This is a genomic window from Burkholderia sp. AU15512, from assembly GCF_002223325.1.
Lineage (GTDB): Bacteria > Pseudomonadota > Gammaproteobacteria > Burkholderiales > Burkholderiaceae > Burkholderia.
Map to the genome: position 1 here is coordinate 1156482 of NZ_NKEX01000003.1, position 20027 is coordinate 1176508.

Annotated in this window: 17 protein-coding genes and 1 tRNA gene; 16 read left to right on the forward strand and 2 right to left on the reverse strand. The window is 64.7% G+C overall.

Annotated elements, in window-relative coordinates; all coding sequences use genetic code 11:
- Positions 1-25: 25 nt before the first annotated feature.
- Entirely contained in the window at positions 26-1960 is a 1935-nt protein-coding gene (locus CFB43_RS08025; RefSeq protein ID WP_089494697.1) for an MFS transporter, read from the forward strand.
- 264 nt (positions 1961-2224) lie between these two features.
- Complete coding sequence (gene aroC, locus CFB43_RS08030) at positions 2225-3325, forward strand: chorismate synthase (RefSeq protein WP_089425194.1); 1101 nt, start codon at positions 2225-2227, stop codon at positions 3323-3325.
- A gap of 136 nt (positions 3326-3461) precedes the next feature.
- Here the strand turns inward: aroC and CFB43_RS08035 are convergent, their stop codons facing one another.
- On the reverse strand, positions 3462-5135 hold the full coding sequence (locus tag CFB43_RS08035) for an electron transfer flavoprotein-ubiquinone oxidoreductase (RefSeq protein WP_089494698.1): 1674 nt from the start codon (positions 5133-5135) through the stop codon (positions 3462-3464).
- 178 nt (positions 5136-5313) lie between these two features.
- On the opposite strand from CFB43_RS08035, the gene CFB43_RS08040 reads away from it, so the two are divergent.
- Positions 5314-6096 carry an SDR family oxidoreductase gene (locus CFB43_RS08040; protein WP_089425196.1) on the forward strand — a complete coding sequence of 261 codons (783 nt, stop codon included), beginning with the start codon at positions 5314-5316 and terminating at the stop codon, positions 6094-6096.
- Between the two features lie 32 nt (positions 6097-6128).
- On the forward strand, positions 6129-6560 hold the full coding sequence (locus tag CFB43_RS08045) for an acyl-CoA thioesterase (protein WP_069247799.1): 432 nt from the start codon (positions 6129-6131) through the stop codon (positions 6558-6560).
- Between the two features lie 112 nt (positions 6561-6672).
- On the opposite strand, the gene CFB43_RS08050 is transcribed toward CFB43_RS08045, so the two are convergent.
- Entirely contained in the window at positions 6673-7218 is a 546-nt protein-coding gene (locus CFB43_RS08050) for a LuxR C-terminal-related transcriptional regulator (RefSeq protein ID WP_011351772.1), read from the reverse strand.
- A gap of 223 nt (positions 7219-7441) precedes the next feature.
- Between CFB43_RS08050 and CFB43_RS08055 the strand changes: the two genes are divergently transcribed.
- The 12 genes from CFB43_RS08055 to pheT all read left to right on the forward strand — a co-directional run bounded on the left by CFB43_RS08055 (position 7442) and on the right by pheT (position 19979).
- Complete coding sequence (locus tag CFB43_RS08055) at positions 7442-8146, forward strand: CoA transferase subunit A (RefSeq protein WP_089494699.1); 705 nt, start codon at positions 7442-7444, stop codon at positions 8144-8146.
- 1 nt (position 8147) lies between these two features.
- Complete coding sequence (locus CFB43_RS08060) at positions 8148-8789, forward strand: CoA transferase subunit B (RefSeq protein WP_011351774.1); 642 nt, start codon at positions 8148-8150, stop codon at positions 8787-8789.
- A 199-nt stretch (positions 8790-8988) separates the two neighbouring features.
- Complete coding sequence (locus tag CFB43_RS08065; protein ID WP_089494700.1) at positions 8989-9885, forward strand: alpha/beta fold hydrolase; 897 nt, start codon at positions 8989-8991, stop codon at positions 9883-9885.
- Positions 9886-9965: 80 nt separating this feature from the next.
- On the forward strand, positions 9966-10319 hold the full coding sequence (locus CFB43_RS08070; protein ID WP_011351776.1) for a RidA family protein: 354 nt from the start codon (positions 9966-9968) through the stop codon (positions 10317-10319).
- A 44-nt stretch (positions 10320-10363) separates the two neighbouring features.
- A complete protein-coding gene (locus tag CFB43_RS08075) occupies positions 10364-12598 on the forward strand; it encodes a RelA/SpoT family protein (protein ID WP_089456086.1) in 2235 nt (744 codons plus the stop codon).
- A gap of 87 nt (positions 12599-12685) precedes the next feature.
- Positions 12686-12762 (forward strand) — tRNA-Val (locus CFB43_RS08080).
- Positions 12763-13033: 271 nt separating this feature from the next.
- Positions 13034-14941 carry a threonine--tRNA ligase gene (thrS, locus tag CFB43_RS08090; protein WP_069247806.1) on the forward strand — a complete coding sequence of 636 codons (1908 nt, stop codon included), beginning with the start codon at positions 13034-13036 and terminating at the stop codon, positions 14939-14941.
- 49 nt (positions 14942-14990) lie between these two features.
- On the forward strand, positions 14991-15515 hold the full coding sequence (gene infC / locus CFB43_RS08095; protein WP_071734130.1) for a translation initiation factor IF-3: 525 nt from the start codon (positions 14991-14993) through the stop codon (positions 15513-15515).
- Positions 15516-15704: 189 nt separating this feature from the next.
- Positions 15705-15902 carry a 50S ribosomal protein L35 gene (gene rpmI, locus CFB43_RS08100; protein ID WP_004191477.1) on the forward strand — a complete coding sequence of 66 codons (198 nt, stop codon included), beginning with the start codon at positions 15705-15707 and terminating at the stop codon, positions 15900-15902.
- 29 nt (positions 15903-15931) lie between these two features.
- Positions 15932-16291 carry a 50S ribosomal protein L20 gene (rplT, locus tag CFB43_RS08105; protein ID WP_004192938.1) on the forward strand — a complete coding sequence of 120 codons (360 nt, stop codon included), beginning with the start codon at positions 15932-15934 and terminating at the stop codon, positions 16289-16291.
- A gap of 148 nt (positions 16292-16439) precedes the next feature.
- Positions 16440-17453, forward strand: a complete 1014-nt coding sequence (pheS, locus tag CFB43_RS08110; protein ID WP_006486107.1) for a phenylalanine--tRNA ligase subunit alpha — start codon at positions 16440-16442, stop codon at positions 17451-17453.
- 96 nt (positions 17454-17549) lie between these two features.
- Complete coding sequence (gene pheT, locus CFB43_RS08115; protein ID WP_089494701.1) at positions 17550-19979, forward strand: phenylalanine--tRNA ligase subunit beta; 2430 nt, start codon at positions 17550-17552, stop codon at positions 19977-19979.
- Positions 19980-20027 lie beyond the last annotated feature (48 nt).

Sequence of the window (20027 nt, forward strand, 5' to 3'; positions counted from 1 at the left end):
CCCAGACGGCGCGCGCGTATTCCGCATGAGCGATCAAACGCAAGCCACTTCCAGGCGGCGTGACGAACGGCGCGCGCACGCGTCGCAGTTCGACCTGCTGCGCGAGCGCCGTTTCGCGCCGTTCTTCACGACCCAGTTCCTCGGCGCGCTGAACGACAACGTCTTCAAGATCGGCTTCACGTCGCTCGTCACCTATCACACCGCGCGGTTCGCCGGTGTCGATGCGAAGACGGCGGCCTTCCTGATTTCCGCGATCTTCATCTTGCCGTTCGTGCTGTTCTCGGCGACGTCCGGCCAGATCGCCGACAAGTACGACAAGGCGACCCTCACGCGTTTCGTGAAGACCTTCGAGATCGTGCTGATGCTGGTCGGCGCGGCCGGCTTCGTCACGCACAGCGCGCCGCTGCTGTATCTGTGCACGTTCATGATGGGGATGCACTCGACGCTGTTCGGGCCCGTCAAGTATTCGTACCTGCCGCAGCATCTCGGCGAGCACGAACTGGTGGGCGGCAACGGCCTCGTCGAGATGGGCACGTTCATCGCGATCCTGATCGGCACGATCATCGGCGGTGCGGCCGCGGGCATCGAGGGCAACGGCGAGCGCGTGCTCGCGGTGAGCGTCGTCGTCATCGCGCTCGCGGGGCGGTGCGTCGCGCAGCGCGTGCCGTCCACGCCGGCGCCGCAGCCCGATCTCGTGATCAACTGGAATCCGGTCAGCGAGACCTGGCGCAACCTCGGGCTCGCCCGGCAGAACCGCACCGTGTTCCTGAGCCTGCTCGGCATCTCGTGGCTATGGTTCGTCGGCGCGACGTTCCTCACGTCGTTCTTCAATTTCGCGAAGGACGTGCTGTCCGCCAGCCCCGACGTCGTCACGGTCCTGCTCGCGACGTTCTCGGTCGGTATCGGCCTCGGCTCGCTGTTGTGCGAACGCCTGTCGCAGCGGCGCGTCGAGATCGGCCTCGTGCCGCTCGGCTCGATCGGCATCAGCGTGTTCGCGATCGAGCTGTATTTCGCGAGCCATGCGCTGCCGTCGCCCGGCCATCTGCTGTCGGTCGGCGAGTTCCTGGCCGGTGCGCGCCACTGGCGCATCCTGGCGGACCTGTTCCTGCTCGCGATGTTCGGCGGCTTCTACAGCGTGCCGCTGTACGCGCTGATCCAGAGCCGCAGCGCGCCGACGCACCGTGCGCGGATCATCGCCGCGAACAACATCCTGAACGCGCTGTTCATGATCCTGTCGGCCGTGATGGCGATGGGGCTGACCAAGGCCGGCGTCGACATCCCGGGGCTGTTCCTCGTCACCGCGCTGCTGAACGTGATCGTCGCCGCGTATATCTATCTGCTCGTGCCCGAGTTCCTGCTGCGCTTCGTCGCATGGGTGCTCGTGCATACGTTCTACCGGATTCGCCTCGTGCACGCGGAGCGGATTCCGGCGGAAGGGGCGGCCGTGCTCGTGTGCAACCACGTCAGCTACGTCGATGCGCTCGTGCTGGCCGCCGCGAGCCCGCGCCCGATCCGTTTCGTGATGGACCACCGGATCTTCAAGACGCGCTTCGCAAGCTGGGTGTTCCGGCATGCGAAGGCGATCCCGATCGCACCGCGCCACGAGGATCCCGCGATGCTCGCGCGCGCGTACGACGCATGCGAGGCCGCGCTGAAGGAAGGCGAACTCGTGTGCATCTTCCCGGAAGGCAAGCTGACGAAGACGGGCGACATCAACACGTTCCACCACGGCATCACCGAGATCCTGGGCCGCACGCCGGCACCGGTGATCCCGATGGCGCTGCGCGGGCTGTGGGGCAGCTATTTTTCGCGGCATTCCGATGCGCGGATGCCGCGGCCCATCAAGCGCGGCGTGATGAGCCGGCTGACGCTGGCGGTCGGCGAGCCGATCCCGGCGTCGGTCGCGACACCCGAAGTGCTGCAGGCGGCAGTCACCGAACTGCGCGGCGCGCGGAAGTAGGCGGGGCGGGCCCGGCGGCATCGCCCCGGGCCGTCATGGCCGCCGTGAACGGGCCCGTTCGACCGGAACGGCGCGGGTCGGCAAGCGACGCCCGGGGCCGTTCCCGTGGCCGGCCGGTGTGGTCCGAACGGTTCACACGGCCCGCGTGCCCGGGACGGCTGGCATAATAGCGGCTTACCTCTTTTTCTCGACCGGCAAACGATCGACCTGCCTGCGGCCCGGGCAGCGCATCGGTTTGTCCATTTCTCTTTGGGCGGTTCCATCATGTCCGGCAATACCCTCGGCACGCTTTTCACTGTCACGACCTTCGGCGAATCGCACGGTCCCGCGATCGGCTGCGTGATCGACGGCTGCCCGCCGGGAATGGGGCTGACCGAAGCCGACATCCAGGTCGAACTCGATCGCCGCAAGCCCGGCACGTCGCGCCACGTGACGCAGCGACAGGAGGCCGACGAGGTCGAGATCCTGTCGGGCGTGTTCGAAGGTGTGACGACCGGTACGCCGATCGCGCTGCTGATCCGCAACACCGACCAGCGCAGCAAGGACTACGGCAACATCGTCGAGACGTTCCGTCCCGGCCACGCCGACTATACCTACTGGCAGAAATACGGCATCCGCGACTATCGCGGCGGCGGCCGCTCGTCCGCGCGCCTGACCGCGCCGATCGTCGGCGCGGGTGCGGTCGCGAAGAAGTGGCTGCGCGAGCGCTTCGGCGTCGAGGTGCGCGGCTACATGAGCGGCCTCGGCGAGATCGACGTGCCGTTCGTCGACTGGTCGCACGTCCATGAGAATCCGTTCTTCTCGCCGAATGCGGCCGTCGTGCCGGAGCTCGAGGCGTACATGGATGCGCTGCGCAAGGATGGCGATTCGATCGGCGCGCGCATCGACGTCGTCGCATCGGGTGTGCCGGTCGGCTGGGGCGAGCCGGTGTTCGACCGTCTCGATGCGGACATCGCAAAGGCGATGATGAGCATCAACGCGGTGAAGGGCGTCGAGATCGGTGCGGGCTTCGACAGCGTCGCGCAGCGTGGCTCGGTGCACGGCGACGAGCTGACGCCGGGCGGTTTCGTCGGCAACCACGCGGGCGGCGTGCTCGGCGGGATTTCGACGGGGCAGGACATCACCGTGTCGATCGCGATCAAGCCGACGTCGAGCATCCGCACGCCGCGCCGTTCGATCACGAAGGCCGGCGAGGAGGCGACGGTGGAAACGTTCGGCCGCCACGATCCGTGCGTCGGCATTCGTGCGACGCCGATCGCGGAGTCGATGCTCGCGCTGGTGCTGATCGACCATGCATTGCGCCATCGCGCGCAGTGCGGCGATGTAGAGACGCCGACGCCGAAGATCGCGGGCAGCGCGACCTGACGCAAGCGGGCGGGGCGCAGCGCGTCTCGCCGGCAGTTGCGCGGAGCATGCAAAACGGGGCGCTGCATCAAGCAGCGCCCCGTTTCGTTTACGGCACCCAAAAAAGCGCGCCGCTCGTGGCGGCGCGTTCCGGCCATTACATGTTCGGGTAATTCGGCCCGCCACCGCCTTCCGGCGTGACCCACACGATGTTCTGCGTCGGGTCCTTGATGTCGCAGGTCTTGCAGTGCACGCAGTTCTGCGCGTTGATCACCAGGCGATCGCTGCCGTCGTCGTTCTTCACGAACTCGTACACGGCCGCCGGGCAGAAGCGCCCCTCCGGCCCCGCGTACGTGCGCAGGTTCACGTTCACCGGCACGTTCGCATCCTTCAGCGTCAGGTGCGCCGGCTGGTTCTCCTCGTGGTTCGTGTTCGAGATGAACACCGACGAGAGGCGATCGAACGTCAGCTTGCCGTCCGGCTTCGGATACTCGATCGGCTGGCATTGCGACGCCGGCTTCAGCATCTCGTGGTCCGCATGCTTGTGATGCAGCGTCCACGGCACGTTGCCGCCCATCACCTTCTGCTCGAGCCCGACCATCAGCGTGCCGAGGTACAGCCCCTTCGCCATCCACTGCTTGAAGTTGCGCGCGCGGTACAGCTCCGTGTACAGCCACGACTGCTTGAAGGCGTCCGGGTACGCGTTGAGCTCGTCCGACTGGCGGCCGGCCTGCACCGCGTCGAATGCGGCGTCGGCGGCCAGCATGCCGGTCTTGATCGCCGCGTGGCTGCCCTTGATCCGCGATGCGTTCAGGAAGCCCGCGTCGTCGCCGATCAGCGCGCCGCCCGGGAACACCGTCTTCGGCAGCGACAGCAGTCCGCCGGCCGTGATCGCGCGCGCGCCGTACGACACGCGCTTGCCGCCTTCCAGGAACGCACGGATCGACGGGTGCGTCTTGTAGCGCTGGAATTCCTCGAACGGCGACAGGTACGGGTTCGTGTAGCCGAGGCCGACCACGAAGCCGACCACGACCTGGTTGTTGTCCATGTGATACAGGAACGAGCCGCCGTAGGTATCCGACTTCAGCGGCCAGCCGGCCGTGTGGATCACGAGGCCCGGCTTGTGCTTGGCCGGGTCGATTTCCCACAGTTCCTTGATGCCGATCCCGTAGGCCTGCGGATCCGCGTTTGCGTCGAGCTTGAACTTCGAGATCAGCTGGCGGCCCAGATGGCCGCGGCAGCCTTCGGCGAACAGCGTGTACTTCGCATGCAGTTCCATGCCGAGCTGGAAGTTCTCGGTCGGCTCGCCGTCCTTGCCCACGCCCATGTTGCCGGTGGCGACGCCTTTGACCGAGCCGTCGTCGTTGTAGAGAATCTCCGCGGCCGGGAAGCCCGGAAAGATCTCGACGCCCAGCGCCTCGGCCTGCTGTCCAAGCCAGCGCGTGACGTTGCCCAGTGAAATCACGTAGTTGCCGTGGTTCTGGAAGTTCGCGGGCAGCGCCCAGTTCGGCGTGGTGACCGCGCTCTTCTCGGACAGGAACAGGAAGCGGTCTTCCGTCACCTCGACGTCGAGCGGTGCGCCGCGTTCCTTCCAGTCGGGAAACAGCTCGTTGATCGCGCGCGGGTCCATCACCGCGCCCGACAGGATGTGCGCGCCGATCTCGGAACCCTTCTCGAGCACGCACACGCCGATTTCGGTGCCTTTCTCGGCGGCCAGCTGCTTGAGCCGGATCGCCGCCGACAGCCCGGCGGGGCCGCCGCCGACGATCACGACGTCGTATTCCATCGATTCGCGCGGGCCGTACTGCTCGATGAGGCTTGCGGGGGTCATTGGCGTTCCTCTAACCGTTAGAATGCTTTTATTCGGGAGCGTATTGTCTGCGAAACGAAACGCTTGCCGCAACAGCATGCGGCTAGATTAGCACGATCGTTCTATTTTAGTGCCAGGGTAATGCCGCTCGGGCTGTGCTGTCCGTAGCGGCGAAACGACATCGAAAGGGGAAGTGCAAATGGGTCGGTCGATCAATCTGGAAGGCAAGGTTGCGCTGGTCACGGGCGCGTCGAGCGGCCTTGGGCAGCGCTTTGCGCAGGTGCTGTCGCAGGCCGGTGCGAAGGTCGTGCTCGCGAGCCGTCGGGTCGAGCGCCTGAAGGAGCTGCGTGCCGAGATCGAGGCGGCGGGCGGCGCCGCGCACGTCGTGTCGCTCGACGTCACCGACGTCCAGAGCATCAAGGCGGCGGTCGCGCATGCGGAGACGGAAGCCGGTACGATCGACATCCTCGTGAACAATTCGGGCGTCTCGACGATGCAGAAGCTCGTCGACGTGACGCCGGCGGATTTCGAGTTCGTATTCGACACCAACACGCGCGGCGCGTTTTTCGTCGCACAGGAAGTCGCGAAGCGGATGATCATGCGCGCGAACGGAAGCGGCAACGGCAAGCCGCCGTGCCGGATCATCAACATCGCGTCGGTGGCCGGGTTGCGCGTGTTTCCGCAGATCGGGCTGTTCGCGATGAGCAAGGCCGCGGTCGTGCAGATGACGCGCGCGATGGCGCTCGAATGGGGGCGCCACGGGATCAACGTCAACGCGATCTGTCCGGGCTATATCGATACCGAAATCAATCATTATCTGTGGGAAACCGAGCAGGGCCAGAAGCTGCAGTCGATGCTGCCGCGCCGGCGCGTCGGCAAGCCGCAGGATCTCGACGGGCTGTTGTTGCTGCTCGCGGCCGACGAGTCGCAGTTCATCAATGGCTCGATTATCTCCGCCGACGACGGCTTCGGCCTCGCCTGAGCGGACGACATACCGCCACAAAGAAGACTGCAATGAGTGATTATTCCCCCGTTTTTGAGATGTCGATGCCGATCCGCTGGGGCGACATGGACGCGTTCGGCCATGTGAACAACACGGTCTATTTCCGCTACATGGAGCAGGCGCGGATCTCGTGGTTCGAGGAGCTCGGCATCGCCGGCGGCAACGGCGAGGGGCAGGGGCCCGTCATCGTCACGGCGTCGATGGAATTTCTCAAGCAACTGCACTATCCGGGCGACGTGATCGCGAAGATGTCGGCTGCAAAACCCGGCCGCAGCAGCTTCGACACGGGTTTCGAGCTGACGCGCGCCGACGATCCGCAGCATGTCTATGCGCGCGGCAATGCACGCTGCGTGTGGGTCGACTACGCGCTCGGCAAGTCGGTGCCGCTGCCCCAGTTGCTGCGCGACACGATCGAGCGCGCGCTCGCGGCGAAGGTCGGCTGAGCGTCGAGTCGGCGCGTCCGGGCCGGCACAAGGTCGCCGGGGCGGCACGCCATACCCGTTGTTTCCGGAATCGGCCGCCATGTGCGGCCGATTGTCATCCGGGTGCCGTCACTCACTGCCCGAGCAGGCGCTGCAGCAGCTCCGGCGTATTGTTGGTCCCGTACTTGCGCATCAGCCGTGCGCGGTAGATGTCGACCGTACGCGAGCTGATGTCGAGCACGCGCCCGATCTGCTTGCTGGTCTTGCCGGTCGCGAGCTGCGCGGCGATCTCGCGCTCGCGCGGGGTCAGTTCGACGGCGACCCGGCGCGTCGCGCTCAAATCCTCGAAGGTCCACACGCCCGCCGCAAGCGGGGCGGTGCGGTCGATCGCGCGGCCGGTGACGTGGCACCAGAACAGCTCGCCGTCCGCCCGTTTCATGATTCTGTCATCCGAGTAGATGCCGTTCGCGGCCATCACGCGCGCGATGCGTTCGCCGATGCGCTGGAATTCGTCCGTCGACGGGTAGAGCACCTCGTACGATTTCCCGATCAGGTCGGCCCGCGCGCAGCGGAAGATCGACGCGAGCGCGTCGTTGCAGTCCTCGATCACGCGGTCGCGCGACAGCACGAGGCCGAGCGGCGCGAGGAGGAAGGCGGTTTGGTAATCGAGAGCGGGCATGGCGCAGGCAAGCGGAGGCAAACGCTTATGTATTTTTGCGTATTGTGCCGCATCCGCGCCGCATCGTACCCTTTCAGGCATCTCGTGGCGGTTTGCCGCGGTATAAAAACAGCGCGCCTCGACGCAGGCATCGCCGTGCATGCATAGAATGATGCGGCGGGCTTGCGGGCCACGTGGGCGCGTGAACCGGTTTCGCTGGTTTCCATAGAGGAAGGGACAACTGATGAACAAAGTCTATCCAAGCGCGGCTGCCGCGCTGGAAGGGATCGTCCGCGACGGACAGACCTTCGCGGTGGGCGGCTTCGGCCTGTGCGGGATTCCCGAGGCGCTGATCGCGGCGTTGCGCGATACGGCCGTCAAGGGCATCACCTGCATCAGCAACAACGCGGGCGTCGACGGTTTCGGCCTCGGCCTGCTGCTGGAAACGCGCCAGATCAAGAAGATGATCTCGTCGTACGTCGGCGAGAACAAGGAGTTCGAGCGCCAGTACCTGGCCGGCGAACTCGAGCTCGAATTCACGCCGCAAGGCACGCTCGCCGAAAAGCTGCGCGCGGGCGGTGCGGGCATCCCGGCGTTCTTCACGAACACGGGCTACGGCACCGTGATCGCGGAAGGCAAGGAAACGCGCCAGTTCGGCGATCGCCACTACGTGCTCGAGCCGTCGCTGACGGCCGATGTCGCGCTCGTGAAGGCTTGGAAGGCCGACAAGTCGGGCAACCTGATCTTTCGCCGCACCGCGCGCAACTTCAACCCGATGTGCGCGATGGCCGGCAAGATCACCATCGCCGAGGTCGAGGAGATCGTCGAGAACGGCGCGCTCGATCCGGACCACATCCACACGCCGGGGATTTTCGTGCAACGCATCGTGCTGAACGCGACGCCCGAAAAACGCATCGAACAACGCGTCGTACGCGCGAAAGGAGACTGACATGGCCTGGAATCGTGACCAGATGGCCGCGCGCGCGGCGAAGGAATTGCAGGACGGCTTCTACGTGAACCTCGGCATCGGCCTGCCGACGCTCGTTGCGAACCACGTGCCGGAAGGTGTCGAGGTGTGGCTGCAGTCGGAGAACGGCCTGCTCGGCATCGGCCCGTCGCCGACCGAAGACGAAGTCGACGCCGATCTCATCAACGCCGGCAAGCAGACCGTCACGACGCTGCCGGGTTCGTCGATCTTCTCGTCGGCCGATTCGTTCGCGATGATCCGCGGCGGCCACATCAACCTGGCGATCCTCGGTGCAATGCAGGTCAGCAAGCAGGGCGATCTCGCGAACTGGATGATCCCCGGCAAGATGATCAAGGGGATGGGCGGCGCGATGGATCTCGTCGCCGGCGTGAAGCGCGTCGTCGTGCTGATGGAGCATGTCGCGAAGGGCGACCAGCACAAGATCCTCGAGGAATGCAACCTGCCGCTGACGGGCGTCGGCGTGGTCGACCTGATCATCACCGATCTCGGCGTGATCGAAGTGACGCCGTCCGGCCTGAAGGTGCTTGAACTCGCCGACGGCGTGAGCGCCGACGAGATCCAGGCGAAGACGGGCGCGCCGCTCGACATCAGCGCGGTCGCATAAGGTTCCGCGCGTACGCGCAGCGTCGACGCCCCGCATGCCGGACGACGGCATGCGGGGCGTTTTTCATGGTGTCCTCCGTCAGGCCGATCGTCGGGTGCCCGACGAGCGGACCCGTGCGGCTGAAGCGGTTTACAATCGTTCGCATCGGGCGTCGCAAGCGTTGCCCTGCGCGTCGCCCCCGTTCGACAGGATGCCAACGATGCCAACGACCCCAGCGAATTCCCAGGTTCCTCGCCAGCGGCGCGTGCAGTGTGCGAGCGCTGCCGGCCTTCACCACGTCGCCTATACCGAGTGGGGTGATCCCGCCAACCCGCGCGTGCTGGTCTGCGTGCATGGGCTGACCCGTTCCGGGCGCGATTTTGACCGGCTCGCCGCGGCGCTGTCCGATACGTATCGCGTCGTCTGCCCCGATGTCGTCGGGCGCGGCCAGTCGGACTGGCTGGCCGATCCGCGGCTCTATGCGATCCCGCAATACGTGTCCGACATGGTGACGCTGATCGCGCGGCTCGACGTCGAATCGGTCGACTGGTTCGGCACGTCGATGGGCGGGTTGATCGGCATGGCGTTCGCGGGGCTGCCGGGTTCGCCGCTGCGCCGGATGATCGTCAACGACGTCGGCCCGCGCATCGAACCCGAGTCGCTCACGCGCATCGGCGAATATCTCGGCGTGCAGCCGCGCTTTGCGACCCGGCAGGAGGGCATCGACTATCTGACGTCGCTGTCGCTGCCGTTCGGGGCGCTGACCGCCGACGAATGGCGCGAGATCAACGGGCCGCTGCTGCGCGAGCTGCCCGAAGGGGGCTGGACGGTTCGCTACGATCCGCGCATCGCCGAACCGTTCAAGGCGACGACGCCCGAATTGGCGGCGCTCGGCGAGGCCGCGCTGTGGCGCGCGATCGAGACGACGAACGCGTCGTTGCTGGTCGTGCGCGGCGAGACGTCCGACCTGCTGTCGCGCGAGACGGTGGCCGACATGGAGCGTCGCGGCCGGCATGTGACACACGCCGAGATCCCAGGGGCGGGCCACGCGCCGGCGTTCATCGACGCAAGCCAGATTGCGCTCGCGCGGCGGTTTTTCGTCGAAGGCGGCGCATAAACGCGTCATAATATGCGGTTCGGCGGCACGCGGGCCGTGCCGCCGCCCGAATCTCCATCCACTTACGACCGGAACATTCCATGGCAGTCATTCGTCACCACGTCGGGGCTCGTCTCTCCGAAACCGCGATCCACAACGGTACCGTGTATCTGGCCGGCCAGATCGCCGAAGACACCACACAGGACATCAAGGGCCAGACGCGCGAAGTGCTCGGCCACATCGATCGCCTGCTCGCCGAAGCGAACAGCGACAAGGCGCATCTGCTGTCGGTTCAGATCTACATCTCGGATCTGGCGAACTTCGAAGGCATGAATGCGGAGTGGGATGCATGGGTCGCGCACGGCAACACGCCGCCGCGCGCCACCGTCGAGGCGAAGCTCGCGGATCCGGCACTGCTCGTCGAGATCGTGGTCGTCGCTGCGCAGCGGAGCTGAACTGAACGCAACCCGACGATGATCGCATTCCGCCAGGCCGAGCAATGACCGAGTCCGTTTCCGCCTCCCCCGTCGCGGCGCCGTCGTTCGACGACGTGCTCGCGTTCGTGCGCGAGCGGGCCGGCGACGTGCGCCTGTCGTCGGGCGAACTGCTCGCCGATCACTCGGCGGGCACGGCGTCGATCATGCGCACGCTGAATGTCGATCCGTCCGCGATGCAGGCGGCCGCGCTGTTCGTGCTGACGCCGCACCTGAGCGACCCCGAGCGCGAGCTCACCGAGCGTTTCGGCGACGAAGTGGCGCGGCTCGTGTCCGACGTGCGCAAGCTGTTGCGGCTCGGTACCGTCAGCCTGCGTGCCGCGCAGAACGCGGGGGCTGACGCCGGGCGCGATGCGGCCGAAGAGCGGCGCACGCAGATCGAGGCGCTGCGCAAGATGCTGCTGGCGTTCGCGCAAGACATCCGCGTGGTGCTGATCCGGCTCGCGTCGCGCTTGCAGTCGCTGCGCTACTACGCGGCCGCGAAGATCGACCCGCCGCCCGACGTCGCGCGCGAGACGCTCGAGATCTACGCGCCGCTCGCGAACCGTCTCGGCATCTGGCAGTTGAAGTGGGAGCTCGAGGATCTCGCGTTCCGCTTCGAGGATCCCGTCACCTACAAGCGGATCGCGAAGCTGCTCGACGAGAAACGCATCGAGCGCGAAGCGTACGTCACGCAGGCGATCGACCGGTTGCAGCAAGAGCTGGCGGATGCGCACATCCAGGCCGACGTGAGCGGCCGGCCGAAGCATATCTACAGCATCTGGCGCAAGATGCGCGGCAAGGAACTCGACTTCTCCGAGCTCTACGACGTGCGCGCGTTTCGCGTGATCGTGCCGGACATCAAGGATTGCTACGCGGTGCTCGGCATCGTGCATCACCTGTGGCAGCCGGTGCCGAAGGAATTCGACGACTACATCTCGCGACCGAAGCCGAACGGCTACAAGTCGCTGCACACGGTCGTGATCGGCGACGATGGCCGTGCGTTCGAAGTGCAGATCCGCACGCAGGAGATGCACCGTTTCGCCGAGTACGGCGTCGCCGCGCACTGGCGCTACAAGGAAGCCGGCGCGCGCGGCTACGGCGGCCAGTTCTCGGCAAGCGACAAGTACGACGAGAAGATTGCATGGCTGCGCCAGCTGCTCGCGTGGAAGGATGACGTCGAGGACGGTGCGGAAAAGTCCGGCGACAAGGCGTGGGCGCAATTGCGCGAGACGTCGCTCGACGACGATCACATCTACGTACTGACGCCGCAGGCGCGCGTGATCGCGTTGCCGCAGGGCGCGACGCCGGTCGATTTCGCATACCACCTGCACAGCGAGCTGGGTCATCGCTGCCGTGGCGCCCGCGTCGACGGCGCGATGGTGCCGCTCAACACGCCGCTCGCAAACGGCCAGACGGTCGAGATCGTCGCGGTGAAGGAGGGCGGGCCGTCGCGCGACTGGCTGAACCTGCAGCTCGGCTATATGAAGAGCCCGCGCGCGCGTCAGAAAGTGCGGGCGTGGTTCAACTCGATCGAGCAGGAAGAAAACGTCGCGCATGGCCGCGCGCTCGTCGAAAAGACGCTGCAACGCGAGGGCAAGACGTCGGTCAGCCTGGACAATCTCGCCGCGAAGCTCGGCTTCAAGTCGCCCGAGGAGTTGTTCTCGGTCGTCGGCAAGGAAGAGTTCAGCCTGCGCAATGTCGAGCACGCGCTGTCCGATGCGCCGCCGCCCGAACCGGCGCCCGAGGCGCCTGCCGATTTCGAGAAGCGCAGCAGCGGCGCGAGCGTGGCGCATGGCGCGTCGACCGGTGTGCTGGTCGTGGGCGTCGACGCGCTGCTGACCCAGCTCGCGCGCTGCTGCCGTCCGGCGCCGCCCGATCCGATCAGCGGTTTCGTCACGCGCGGCAAGGGGATGTCGATCCACCGCACCGATTGCCCGACGTTCCGCAGGATGGTCGAGCGCGCGCCGGAGCGCGTGCTGCAGACGACCTGGTCGGCCGACGTGCTCGGCGGGCGCGGTGCGTCCGTCTATCCGGTCGACCTGATGATCGAGGCGAGCGACCGGCAAGGGTTGCTGCGCGACATCTCCGAAGTGTTCGCGCGCGAGAAGATGAACGTGGTGGGCGTGAAGACGCAGAGCCGTCGCAATGCAGCATTCATGCAGTTCACGGTCGAGGTGTCGAACTCGGCGCAGGTGCAGCGCGCGTGCACGCTGCTCGGCGAAGTGCAAGGCGTCGTGCGGGCGGGGCGGAAGGCCTGATGTGGGGTTCGAACACCGTTATTTTGCTGCGGCCGCATAAAAATACTTGCCAAGCGGGTAACGGCTCCATATAATCTTAGCTTCACTAGGCTCGTAGCTCAGCTGGTTAGAGCACCACCTTGACATGGTGGGGGTCGTTGGTTCGAGTCCAATCGAGCCTACCAACGAATTGAGAATGCCCGGTCTCCGGGTGTTCGATGCAGCAAATAACTCAACGCGAACAAGGCGAATACGGTTATGACACCGCGAACGTTGACCGAAACCTTTTCGGAGCGACGCTAGTCGAGGAACCCTTTCGCCCTTTCAGTTTGAGTGAAGTATCGAATGCGGCCCCTCGAAAGCGGGGCCGCATTTTTTTTGTCGCGACATTTTCCCGCGTGATTTTTATATCGCGTACCTGGTCTGCCGCCCACTGTCGGCATCACGGAGATTGCTATGGTTTCGATACGCTTGCCTGACGGCTCAGTTCGACAATACGAGCATCCGGTGACAGTTGCCGAGGTTGCAGCCTCGATCGGTCCCGGCCTTGCGAAGGCTGCGCTTGGTGGCAAGCTCGATGGCGAGCTCGTCGATACGTCGGCCGTGATCGACCGCGATGCGTCGCTCGCGATCGTGACCGACAAGGACGCCGACGGCCTCGACATCATCCGTCACTCGACGGCGCACTTGCTCGCGTACGCGGTGAAGGAACTGTATCCGGACGCGCAGGTGACGATCGGCCCGGTGATCGACAACGGTTTCTATTACGACTTCTCATACAACCGCCCGTTTACGCCCGAAGATCTGGAAAAGATCGAAAAGCGCATGCAGGAGCTCGTGAAGAAGGACGAGCCCGTGACGCGCCGAGTCGTGTCGCGTGACGAAGCGGCGGGCTACTTCCGCAGCATCGGCGAGAAGTACAAGGCCGAGATCATCGAGTCGATTCCGCAAAGCGACGAAATCAAGCTGTATTCGCACGGCGGCTTTACCGATCTGTGCCGTGGCCCGCACGTGCCGTCCACCGGCAAGCTGAAGGTGTTCAAGCTGATGAAGGTCGCCGGCGCGTACTGGCGCGGCGATTCGAAGAACGAGCAGCTGCAGCGCATCTACGGCACGGCCTGGACGAAGAAGGAAGACCAGGATCAGTACCTGCACATGCTCGAGGAAGCGGAAAAGCGCGACCACCGCAAGCTCGGCAAGCAGCTCGACCTGTTCCACATGCAGGAAGAGTCGCCGGGCATGGTGTTCTGGCATCCGAAGGGCTGGGCGCTGTGGCAGCAGGTCGAGCAGTACATGCGCCGCCGCGTGAACGAAGCCGGCTACCTCGAGATCAAGACGCCGATGATCATGGACCGCTCGCTGTGGGAAGCGTCGGGTCACTGGCAGAACTACCGCGAGAACATGTTCACGACGGAGTCGGAGAAGCGCGACTACGCGATCAAGCCGATGAACTGCCCGGGCCACGTCCAGGTGTTCAAGCACGGCCTGCGCTCGTACCGCGACCTGCCGCTGCGTTACGCGGAATTCGGTTCGTGCCACCGCAACGAGGCGTCGGGCGCGCTGCACGGCCTGATGCGCGTGCGCGGCTTCGTGCAGGACGATGCGCACATCTTCTGTACGGAAGACCAGTTCATCTCGGAGTCGATCGCGTTCAACACGCTGGCGATGAGCGTGTACAAGGACTTCGGTTTCGATCACATCGACATCAAGCTGTCGCTGCGCCCGGAGCAGCGCGCGGGTACGGACGAAACCTGGGATCGCGCCGAGCAGGGCCTGCGCGACGCGCTGACGGCGTGCGGCCTCACGTGGGAAGAGCTGCCGGGTGAAGGCGCGTTCTACGGTCCGAAGATCGAGTACCACATCAAGGATGCGCTCGGCCGTTCGTGGCAGTGCGGTACGCTGCAGCTCGACATGGTGCTGCCGGAGCGCCTCGGCGCCGAGTATGTCGCGGATGACAGCAGCCGTCGCCGTCCGGTGATGCTGCACCGTGCGATCGTCGGTTCGATGGAGCGTTTCCTCGGCATTTTGATCGAGCACCACGCTGGTGCGATGCCGGCCTGGCTCGCGCCGTTCCAGGCAGTTGTGCTCAATATCGCCGAAAGTCAGGCCGAATATGCGCAATCTCTGGCCCAATCGTTGCAAAAACAAGGGGTTAGAGTGACAGCCGATTTGCGCAATGAGAAGATTAGCTATAAAATACGCGAGCACACGCTGGAAAAGGTGCCTTATCTCCTCGTCGTGGGGGATAAGGAGCGTGATGCGCAAACGGTAGCCGTGCGTGCCCGTGGCGGCGTCGATCTTGGCGTGATGCCGGTCGAAGCCTTCGTTGAGCGTTTGCAGGAAGACCTGCGCTCGTTCAAGTAACCGCCCTGGCAGCGCGGCTCGTTTTTTTAATTTTTAGAGGAAACGTAACATCGCTACTGATAAGTCGTCGCACCGCATCAACGGTGAAATCACTGCGCCGGAAGTGCGCCTGGTCGGGATCGAGAACGAACCGCTCGGTATCGTAAAACTCGCTGATGCTTTCCGTAAATCGGAAGAACTGGATGTTGACCTGGTGGAAATCGCGCCGCAAGCGGTTCCCCCGGTTTGCCGTCTGATGGATTACGGCAAGTTCAAGTACCAGGAGTCGAAGAAGCAGCACGAAGCGAAGCTGAAGCAGAAGGTCATCCAGGTCAAGGAAGTCAAGTTCCGCCCGGGTACCGATGACGGTGACTACAACGTCAAGCTCCGCAATCTCGTGCGCTTCCTCGAAGAAGGCGACAAGACGAAGATCACGTTGCGTTTCCGCGGCCGTGAAATGGCTCACCAGGAAATCGGTATGCGGATGCTTGAGCGTCTGCGCACGGATCTCGAGGAAGTCGGCCAGGTCGAGCAGATGCCGAAGATGGAAGGGCGCCAGATGATCATGGTGCTCTCGCCGAAGAAAAAGAAGTAACGGGCCCGCGCGCGTCGCGCGCAGGTTCGCAGAGGTTCGGCGCGTTGCCCGGTCAAGGCGGCGCGCCAACAATGACGGCGGCTGCGCAAGCGGTTCGCCGTACACAAGTGGACTGGGTTTCGAAGGGCGGGTCAAGGGCGCAAGCCAACCGCACACCCATCGCCATCTAATAAACTGGAGTTGTTCGTCATGCCTAAGATGAAGACCAAGAAGAGTGCTGCAAAGCGCTTCGTGGTGCGTCCGGGCGGTACCGTCAAGCGCGGTCAAGCCTTCAAGCGTCACATCCTGACCAAGAAAACCACGAAGAACAAGCGTCACCTGCGCGGCGCAACGGCAGTTCATGATTCCGATCTGAACTCCGTCCGCGCGATGCTGCCGTTCGCGTAACCCCTAACTGATACTCTAAGGAGAGAAACATGCCTCGAGTCAAACGTGGGGTAACCGCACGGGCCCGCCACAAGAAGATCATCAACCTGGCCAAGGGTTATCGCGGCCGCCGCAATAACGTCTACCGCATCGCCAAGCAGGCGGTGATGCGCGCTGGTCAGTACGCGTACCGCGATCGCCGCAACAAGAAGCGTGTGTTCCGCGCACTGTGGATCACGCGTATCAACGCGGCAGTTCGCCAGCACGACATGACCTACAGCGTGTTCATCAACGGCCTGAAGAAGGCGTCGATCGAACTCGACCGTAAGGTTCTGGCCGACATGGCGGTGTTCGACAAGGCTGCTTTTGCTGCGATCGTCAAGCAGGTGAAAGCCGCCGTTGCAGCCTAATTGCGAAATTAGCACTGCGTGGTTAGTTGCAGCGAGGTTCCGGTAGTCTCGGCCGCTGCAGCGAAAACGGGGCTCTTCCGAGCCCCTTTTTTGTTTGGTGGGCGATTTCGCTCGCCAAGACCGAATGACGTTGGAAATGATGGGATCTATGGATCTGGACCAGATTGTCGCCGACGCGCAGCAGTCCTTCGAACAGGCTGCCGACATCACCACGCTCGAAAACGAGAAAGCACGATTTCTCGGCAAGTCGGGTGCGCTGACCGAGTTGCTGAAGGGCCTCGGCAAGCTCGATCCCGAAGCACGCAAGACCGAAGGCGCACGCATCAACGTCGCGAAGCAGCAGGTTGAAGCCGCGCTGACCGCCCGCCGCCAGGCACTGGCCGACGCGCTGCTGAATCAGCGCCTCACCGCCGAGGCGATCGACGTGACGTTGCCGGGCCGCGGCGCCGGTGCAGGCAGCCTGCACCCCGTGATGCGCACGTGGGAGCGTGTCGAACAGATTTTCGGCTCGATCGGTTTCGATGTGGCCGACGGCCCCGAAATCGAGACCGACTGGTACAACTTCACGTCGCTGAACAGCCCGGAGAACCATCCGGCGCGTTCGATGCAGGACACCTTCTACGTCGAAGGCAAGGATGCCGACGGCCGCCAGCTGTTGCTGCGCACGCACACGAGCCCGATGCAGGTGCGTTACGCGCGCATGAACCGTCCGCCGATCAAGGTGATCGCGCCGGGCCGCACGTATCGCGTCGACAGCGATGCGACCCACTCGCCGATGTTCAATCAGGTCGAGGGGCTGTGGATCGACGAAAACATCAGCTTCGCCGACCTCAAGGGCGTCTATACCGACTTCCTGAAAAAATTCTTCGAGCGCGACGACATTCTCGTGCGCTTCCGTCCGTCGTATTTCCCGTTCACGGAACCGTCGGCCGAGATCGACATGATGTTCGAGCAAGGCAAGAACGCGGGCAAGTGGCTCGAGATCTCCGGTTCGGGGCAGGTGCATCCGACCGTGATTCGCAACATGGGCCTCGATCCCGAGCGCTACATCGGCTTTGCGTTCGGCAGCGGCCTCGAGCGCCTGACGATGCTGCGCTACGGCGTCCAGGATCTCCGGCTGTTCTTCGAGAACGACCTGCGTTTCCTGCGCCAGTTCGCGTAACGCCGCGCGCCGCGCCGACCTGTGCCCGTGCACGCCCCGACGGACGTTTCCGAGGGGCCCGGGCGTCGATCTAACCTGTTTCGAACGTAGACATCCATGCAATTCCCTGAATCCTGGTTGAGAACCTTTGTCGACCCGCAGCTGACGACCGACGAGCTGTCGCACGCGCTGACGATGGCGGGGCTCGAAGTCGAATCGCTGAGCAAGGCTGCGCCGCCGACGTCGAAGATCGTCGTCGGCCGCGTGCTCGAAGTCGTCAAGCATCCGGATGCGGACAAGCTCAATGTCTGCCAGGTCGACGCCGGCACCGGCGCGACGCTGAATATCGTCTGCGGCGCGCCGAACGTCGCGCCCGGCATCAAGGTACCGGTCGCGCTGGTCGGCGCGGAACTGCCGCCGGCGGAAGAGGGCGGCAAGCCGTTCGCGATCAAGCTGTCGAAGCTGCGCGGCGTGGAGAGCCAGGGGATGCTGTGCTCGGCGCGCGAGCTGAAGCTGTCCGACGATCACAGCGGCCTGATGGTGCTGCCGGAAGACACGCCGGTCGGCCAGGACATCCGCGAGACGCTCAATCTCGACGACACGATCTTCGAAATCAAGCTGACGCCGAACAAGGCCGACTGCCTGTCCGTGTTCGGCATCGCCCGCGAGACGGCCGCGATCACCGGCGCACCGCTGACGCCGGTCGACATCCGCCCGGTGCGCGTCGAACTCGACGAAACGCTGCCGGTGCGCATTGCCGCGCCCGATTTGTGCGGCCGCTTCTCGGGTCGCGTGATCCGCGGCGTGAACGCGCATGCGAAGACCCCGCAGTGGATGGTCGAGCGCCTCGAGCGCTCCGGCCAGCGCAGCGTGTCGGCGCTCGTCGACATCTCGAACTACGTGATGTTCGAGCTCGGCCGTCCGTCGCACGTGTTCGATCTCGACAAGATCCACGGCGGCATCGAGGTGCGCTGGGGCAAGCGCGGCGAATCGCTGAAGCTGCTCAACGGCAACACGGTCGAACTCGACGAAACGGTCGGCGTGATTTCGGACGACCGTCAGGTCGAAAGCCTGGCCGGCATCATGGGCGGTGACAGCACGGCCGTCACGCTCGATACGACCAACATCTACCTGGAAGCCGCATTCTGGTGGCCGGACAGCATCCGCGGCCGCGCGCGCAAGTACAACTTCTCGACCGATGCGGCGCATCGCTTCGAGCGCGGCGTCGACTACGCGACGACCGTCGAGCACGTCGAGCGCATCACGCAACTGATTCTCGAGATCTGCGGCGGCAAGGCCGGCCCGGTCGACGATCAGTCCGTGAACCTGCCGCAGCGCGCGCCGGTGAAGATGCGCGTGTCGCGCGCAAATCGCATCATCGGCGTGCAGATCGGCGCCGACGAGATCGCGAGCATCTTCACGCGCCTCGGGCTGCCGTTCGAGCGTGAAGACGACGCATTCCTCGTCACGCCGCCGTCGCATCGCTTCGACATCGAGATCGAGGAAGACCTGATCGAGGAAGTGGCGCGCATCTACGGCTTCGAAAAGATCCCGGCGCGTCCGCCGGTCGCGACGAGCGAAATGCGCGCGACCAACGAGACGCGGCGTTCGATCCACGACATCCGTCACGCGCTCGCCGCGCGCGACTACGCGGAAACCGTCAACTTCAGCTTCGTCGATGCGGAGTGGGAGCAGGATTTCGCGGGCAACGACCAACCCATCCGTCTGCTGAACCCGATCGCGAGCCAGCTGTCGGTGATGCGTACGACGCTGTTCGGCAGCCTGATTTCCGTGCTGCGCCACAACCTGAACCGCCGCGCGGATCGTGTGCGCGTGTTCGAGGCTGGCCGCGTGTACCTCGCCGATACGGCGGCGAAGGCCGGCGAGCTGACGGTCGAGGGCTACGTGCAGCCGAAGCGCGTCGGTGCGCTTGCCTACGGTCCGGCGCTCGACGAGCAATGGGGCACGGCAACCCGCGCGGTCGATTTCTTCGACGTGAAAGGCGATCTCGAGGCACTGCTCGCGCCCGCAACCGCACGCTTCGTGAAGGCAGAGCATCCGGCCCTCCACCCGGGACGCAGCGCGCGCATCGAAGTCGATGGCCGTGCGGTCGGCTGGGTCGGCGAACTGCACCCGCGCTTGATGCAGAAGTACGAGCTGCCGCACGCGCCGGTGATGTTCGAGGTGGACGCGGACGCGCTGATTGCACGTGCGTTGCCCGCGCCGACCGACGTATCGAAATTCCCGCCGGTTCGTCGCGATATCGCCGTTGTCGTCGATCAGGCGGTCGAGGTTCAGGCACTTTTCGACGAAATGAAGAAGGCGCTTGCCGAAGAGGCCTGCCGATTCGTTCAGAAGGTTGTACTCTTCGACGAATTTCGTGCAAAATCAAATACTTCCGGTGGTCTTGCCGCGCACGAGAAGAGCCTTGCCTTCCGCGTGACGCTGCAGGACGCGGCTGGCACGCTGCAGGATGAGGTCGTCGATCAGGCGATCCAGACGCTGGTCGAGCGGATGGCTCGCGCCGGTGCGCGCCTGCGCGGCTAAGGAGGAGGTCCGCCCGCTCGCGGGCGGCCTTTTCCGATCGTAAGTTTT

Bases quoted from the DNA above. Each gene is read 5' to 3' on its own strand.
- CFB43_RS08025 (WP_089494697.1), top strand. From the start codon at position 26: ATGAGCGATCAAACGCAAGCCACTTCCAGGCGGCGTGACGAACGGCGC.
- aroC (WP_089425194.1), top strand. From the start codon at position 2,225: ATGTCCGGCAATACCCTCGGCACGCTTTTCACTGTCACGACCTTCGGC.
- CFB43_RS08035 (WP_089494698.1), bottom strand. From the start codon at position 5,135: ATGACCCCCGCAAGCCTCATCGAGCAGTACGGCCCGCGCGAATCGATG.
- CFB43_RS08040 (WP_089425196.1), top strand. From the start codon at position 5,314: ATGGGTCGGTCGATCAATCTGGAAGGCAAGGTTGCGCTGGTCACGGGC.
- CFB43_RS08045 (WP_069247799.1), top strand. From the start codon at position 6,129: ATGAGTGATTATTCCCCCGTTTTTGAGATGTCGATGCCGATCCGCTGG.
- CFB43_RS08050 (WP_011351772.1), bottom strand. From the start codon at position 7,218: ATGCCCGCTCTCGATTACCAAACCGCCTTCCTCCTCGCGCCGCTCGGC.
- CFB43_RS08055 (WP_089494699.1), top strand. From the start codon at position 7,442: ATGAACAAAGTCTATCCAAGCGCGGCTGCCGCGCTGGAAGGGATCGTC.
- CFB43_RS08060 (WP_011351774.1), top strand. From the start codon at position 8,148: ATGGCCTGGAATCGTGACCAGATGGCCGCGCGCGCGGCGAAGGAATTG.
- CFB43_RS08065 (WP_089494700.1), top strand. From the start codon at position 8,989: ATGCCAACGACCCCAGCGAATTCCCAGGTTCCTCGCCAGCGGCGCGTG.
- CFB43_RS08070 (WP_011351776.1), top strand. From the start codon at position 9,966: ATGGCAGTCATTCGTCACCACGTCGGGGCTCGTCTCTCCGAAACCGCG.
- CFB43_RS08075 (WP_089456086.1), top strand. From the start codon at position 10,364: ATGACCGAGTCCGTTTCCGCCTCCCCCGTCGCGGCGCCGTCGTTCGAC.
- thrS (WP_069247806.1), top strand. From the start codon at position 13,034: ATGGTTTCGATACGCTTGCCTGACGGCTCAGTTCGACAATACGAGCAT.
- rpmI (WP_004191477.1), top strand. From the start codon at position 15,705: ATGCCTAAGATGAAGACCAAGAAGAGTGCTGCAAAGCGCTTCGTGGTG.
- rplT (WP_004192938.1), top strand. From the start codon at position 15,932: ATGCCTCGAGTCAAACGTGGGGTAACCGCACGGGCCCGCCACAAGAAG.
- pheS (WP_006486107.1), top strand. From the start codon at position 16,440: ATGGATCTGGACCAGATTGTCGCCGACGCGCAGCAGTCCTTCGAACAG.
- pheT (WP_089494701.1), top strand. From the start codon at position 17,550: ATGCAATTCCCTGAATCCTGGTTGAGAACCTTTGTCGACCCGCAGCTG.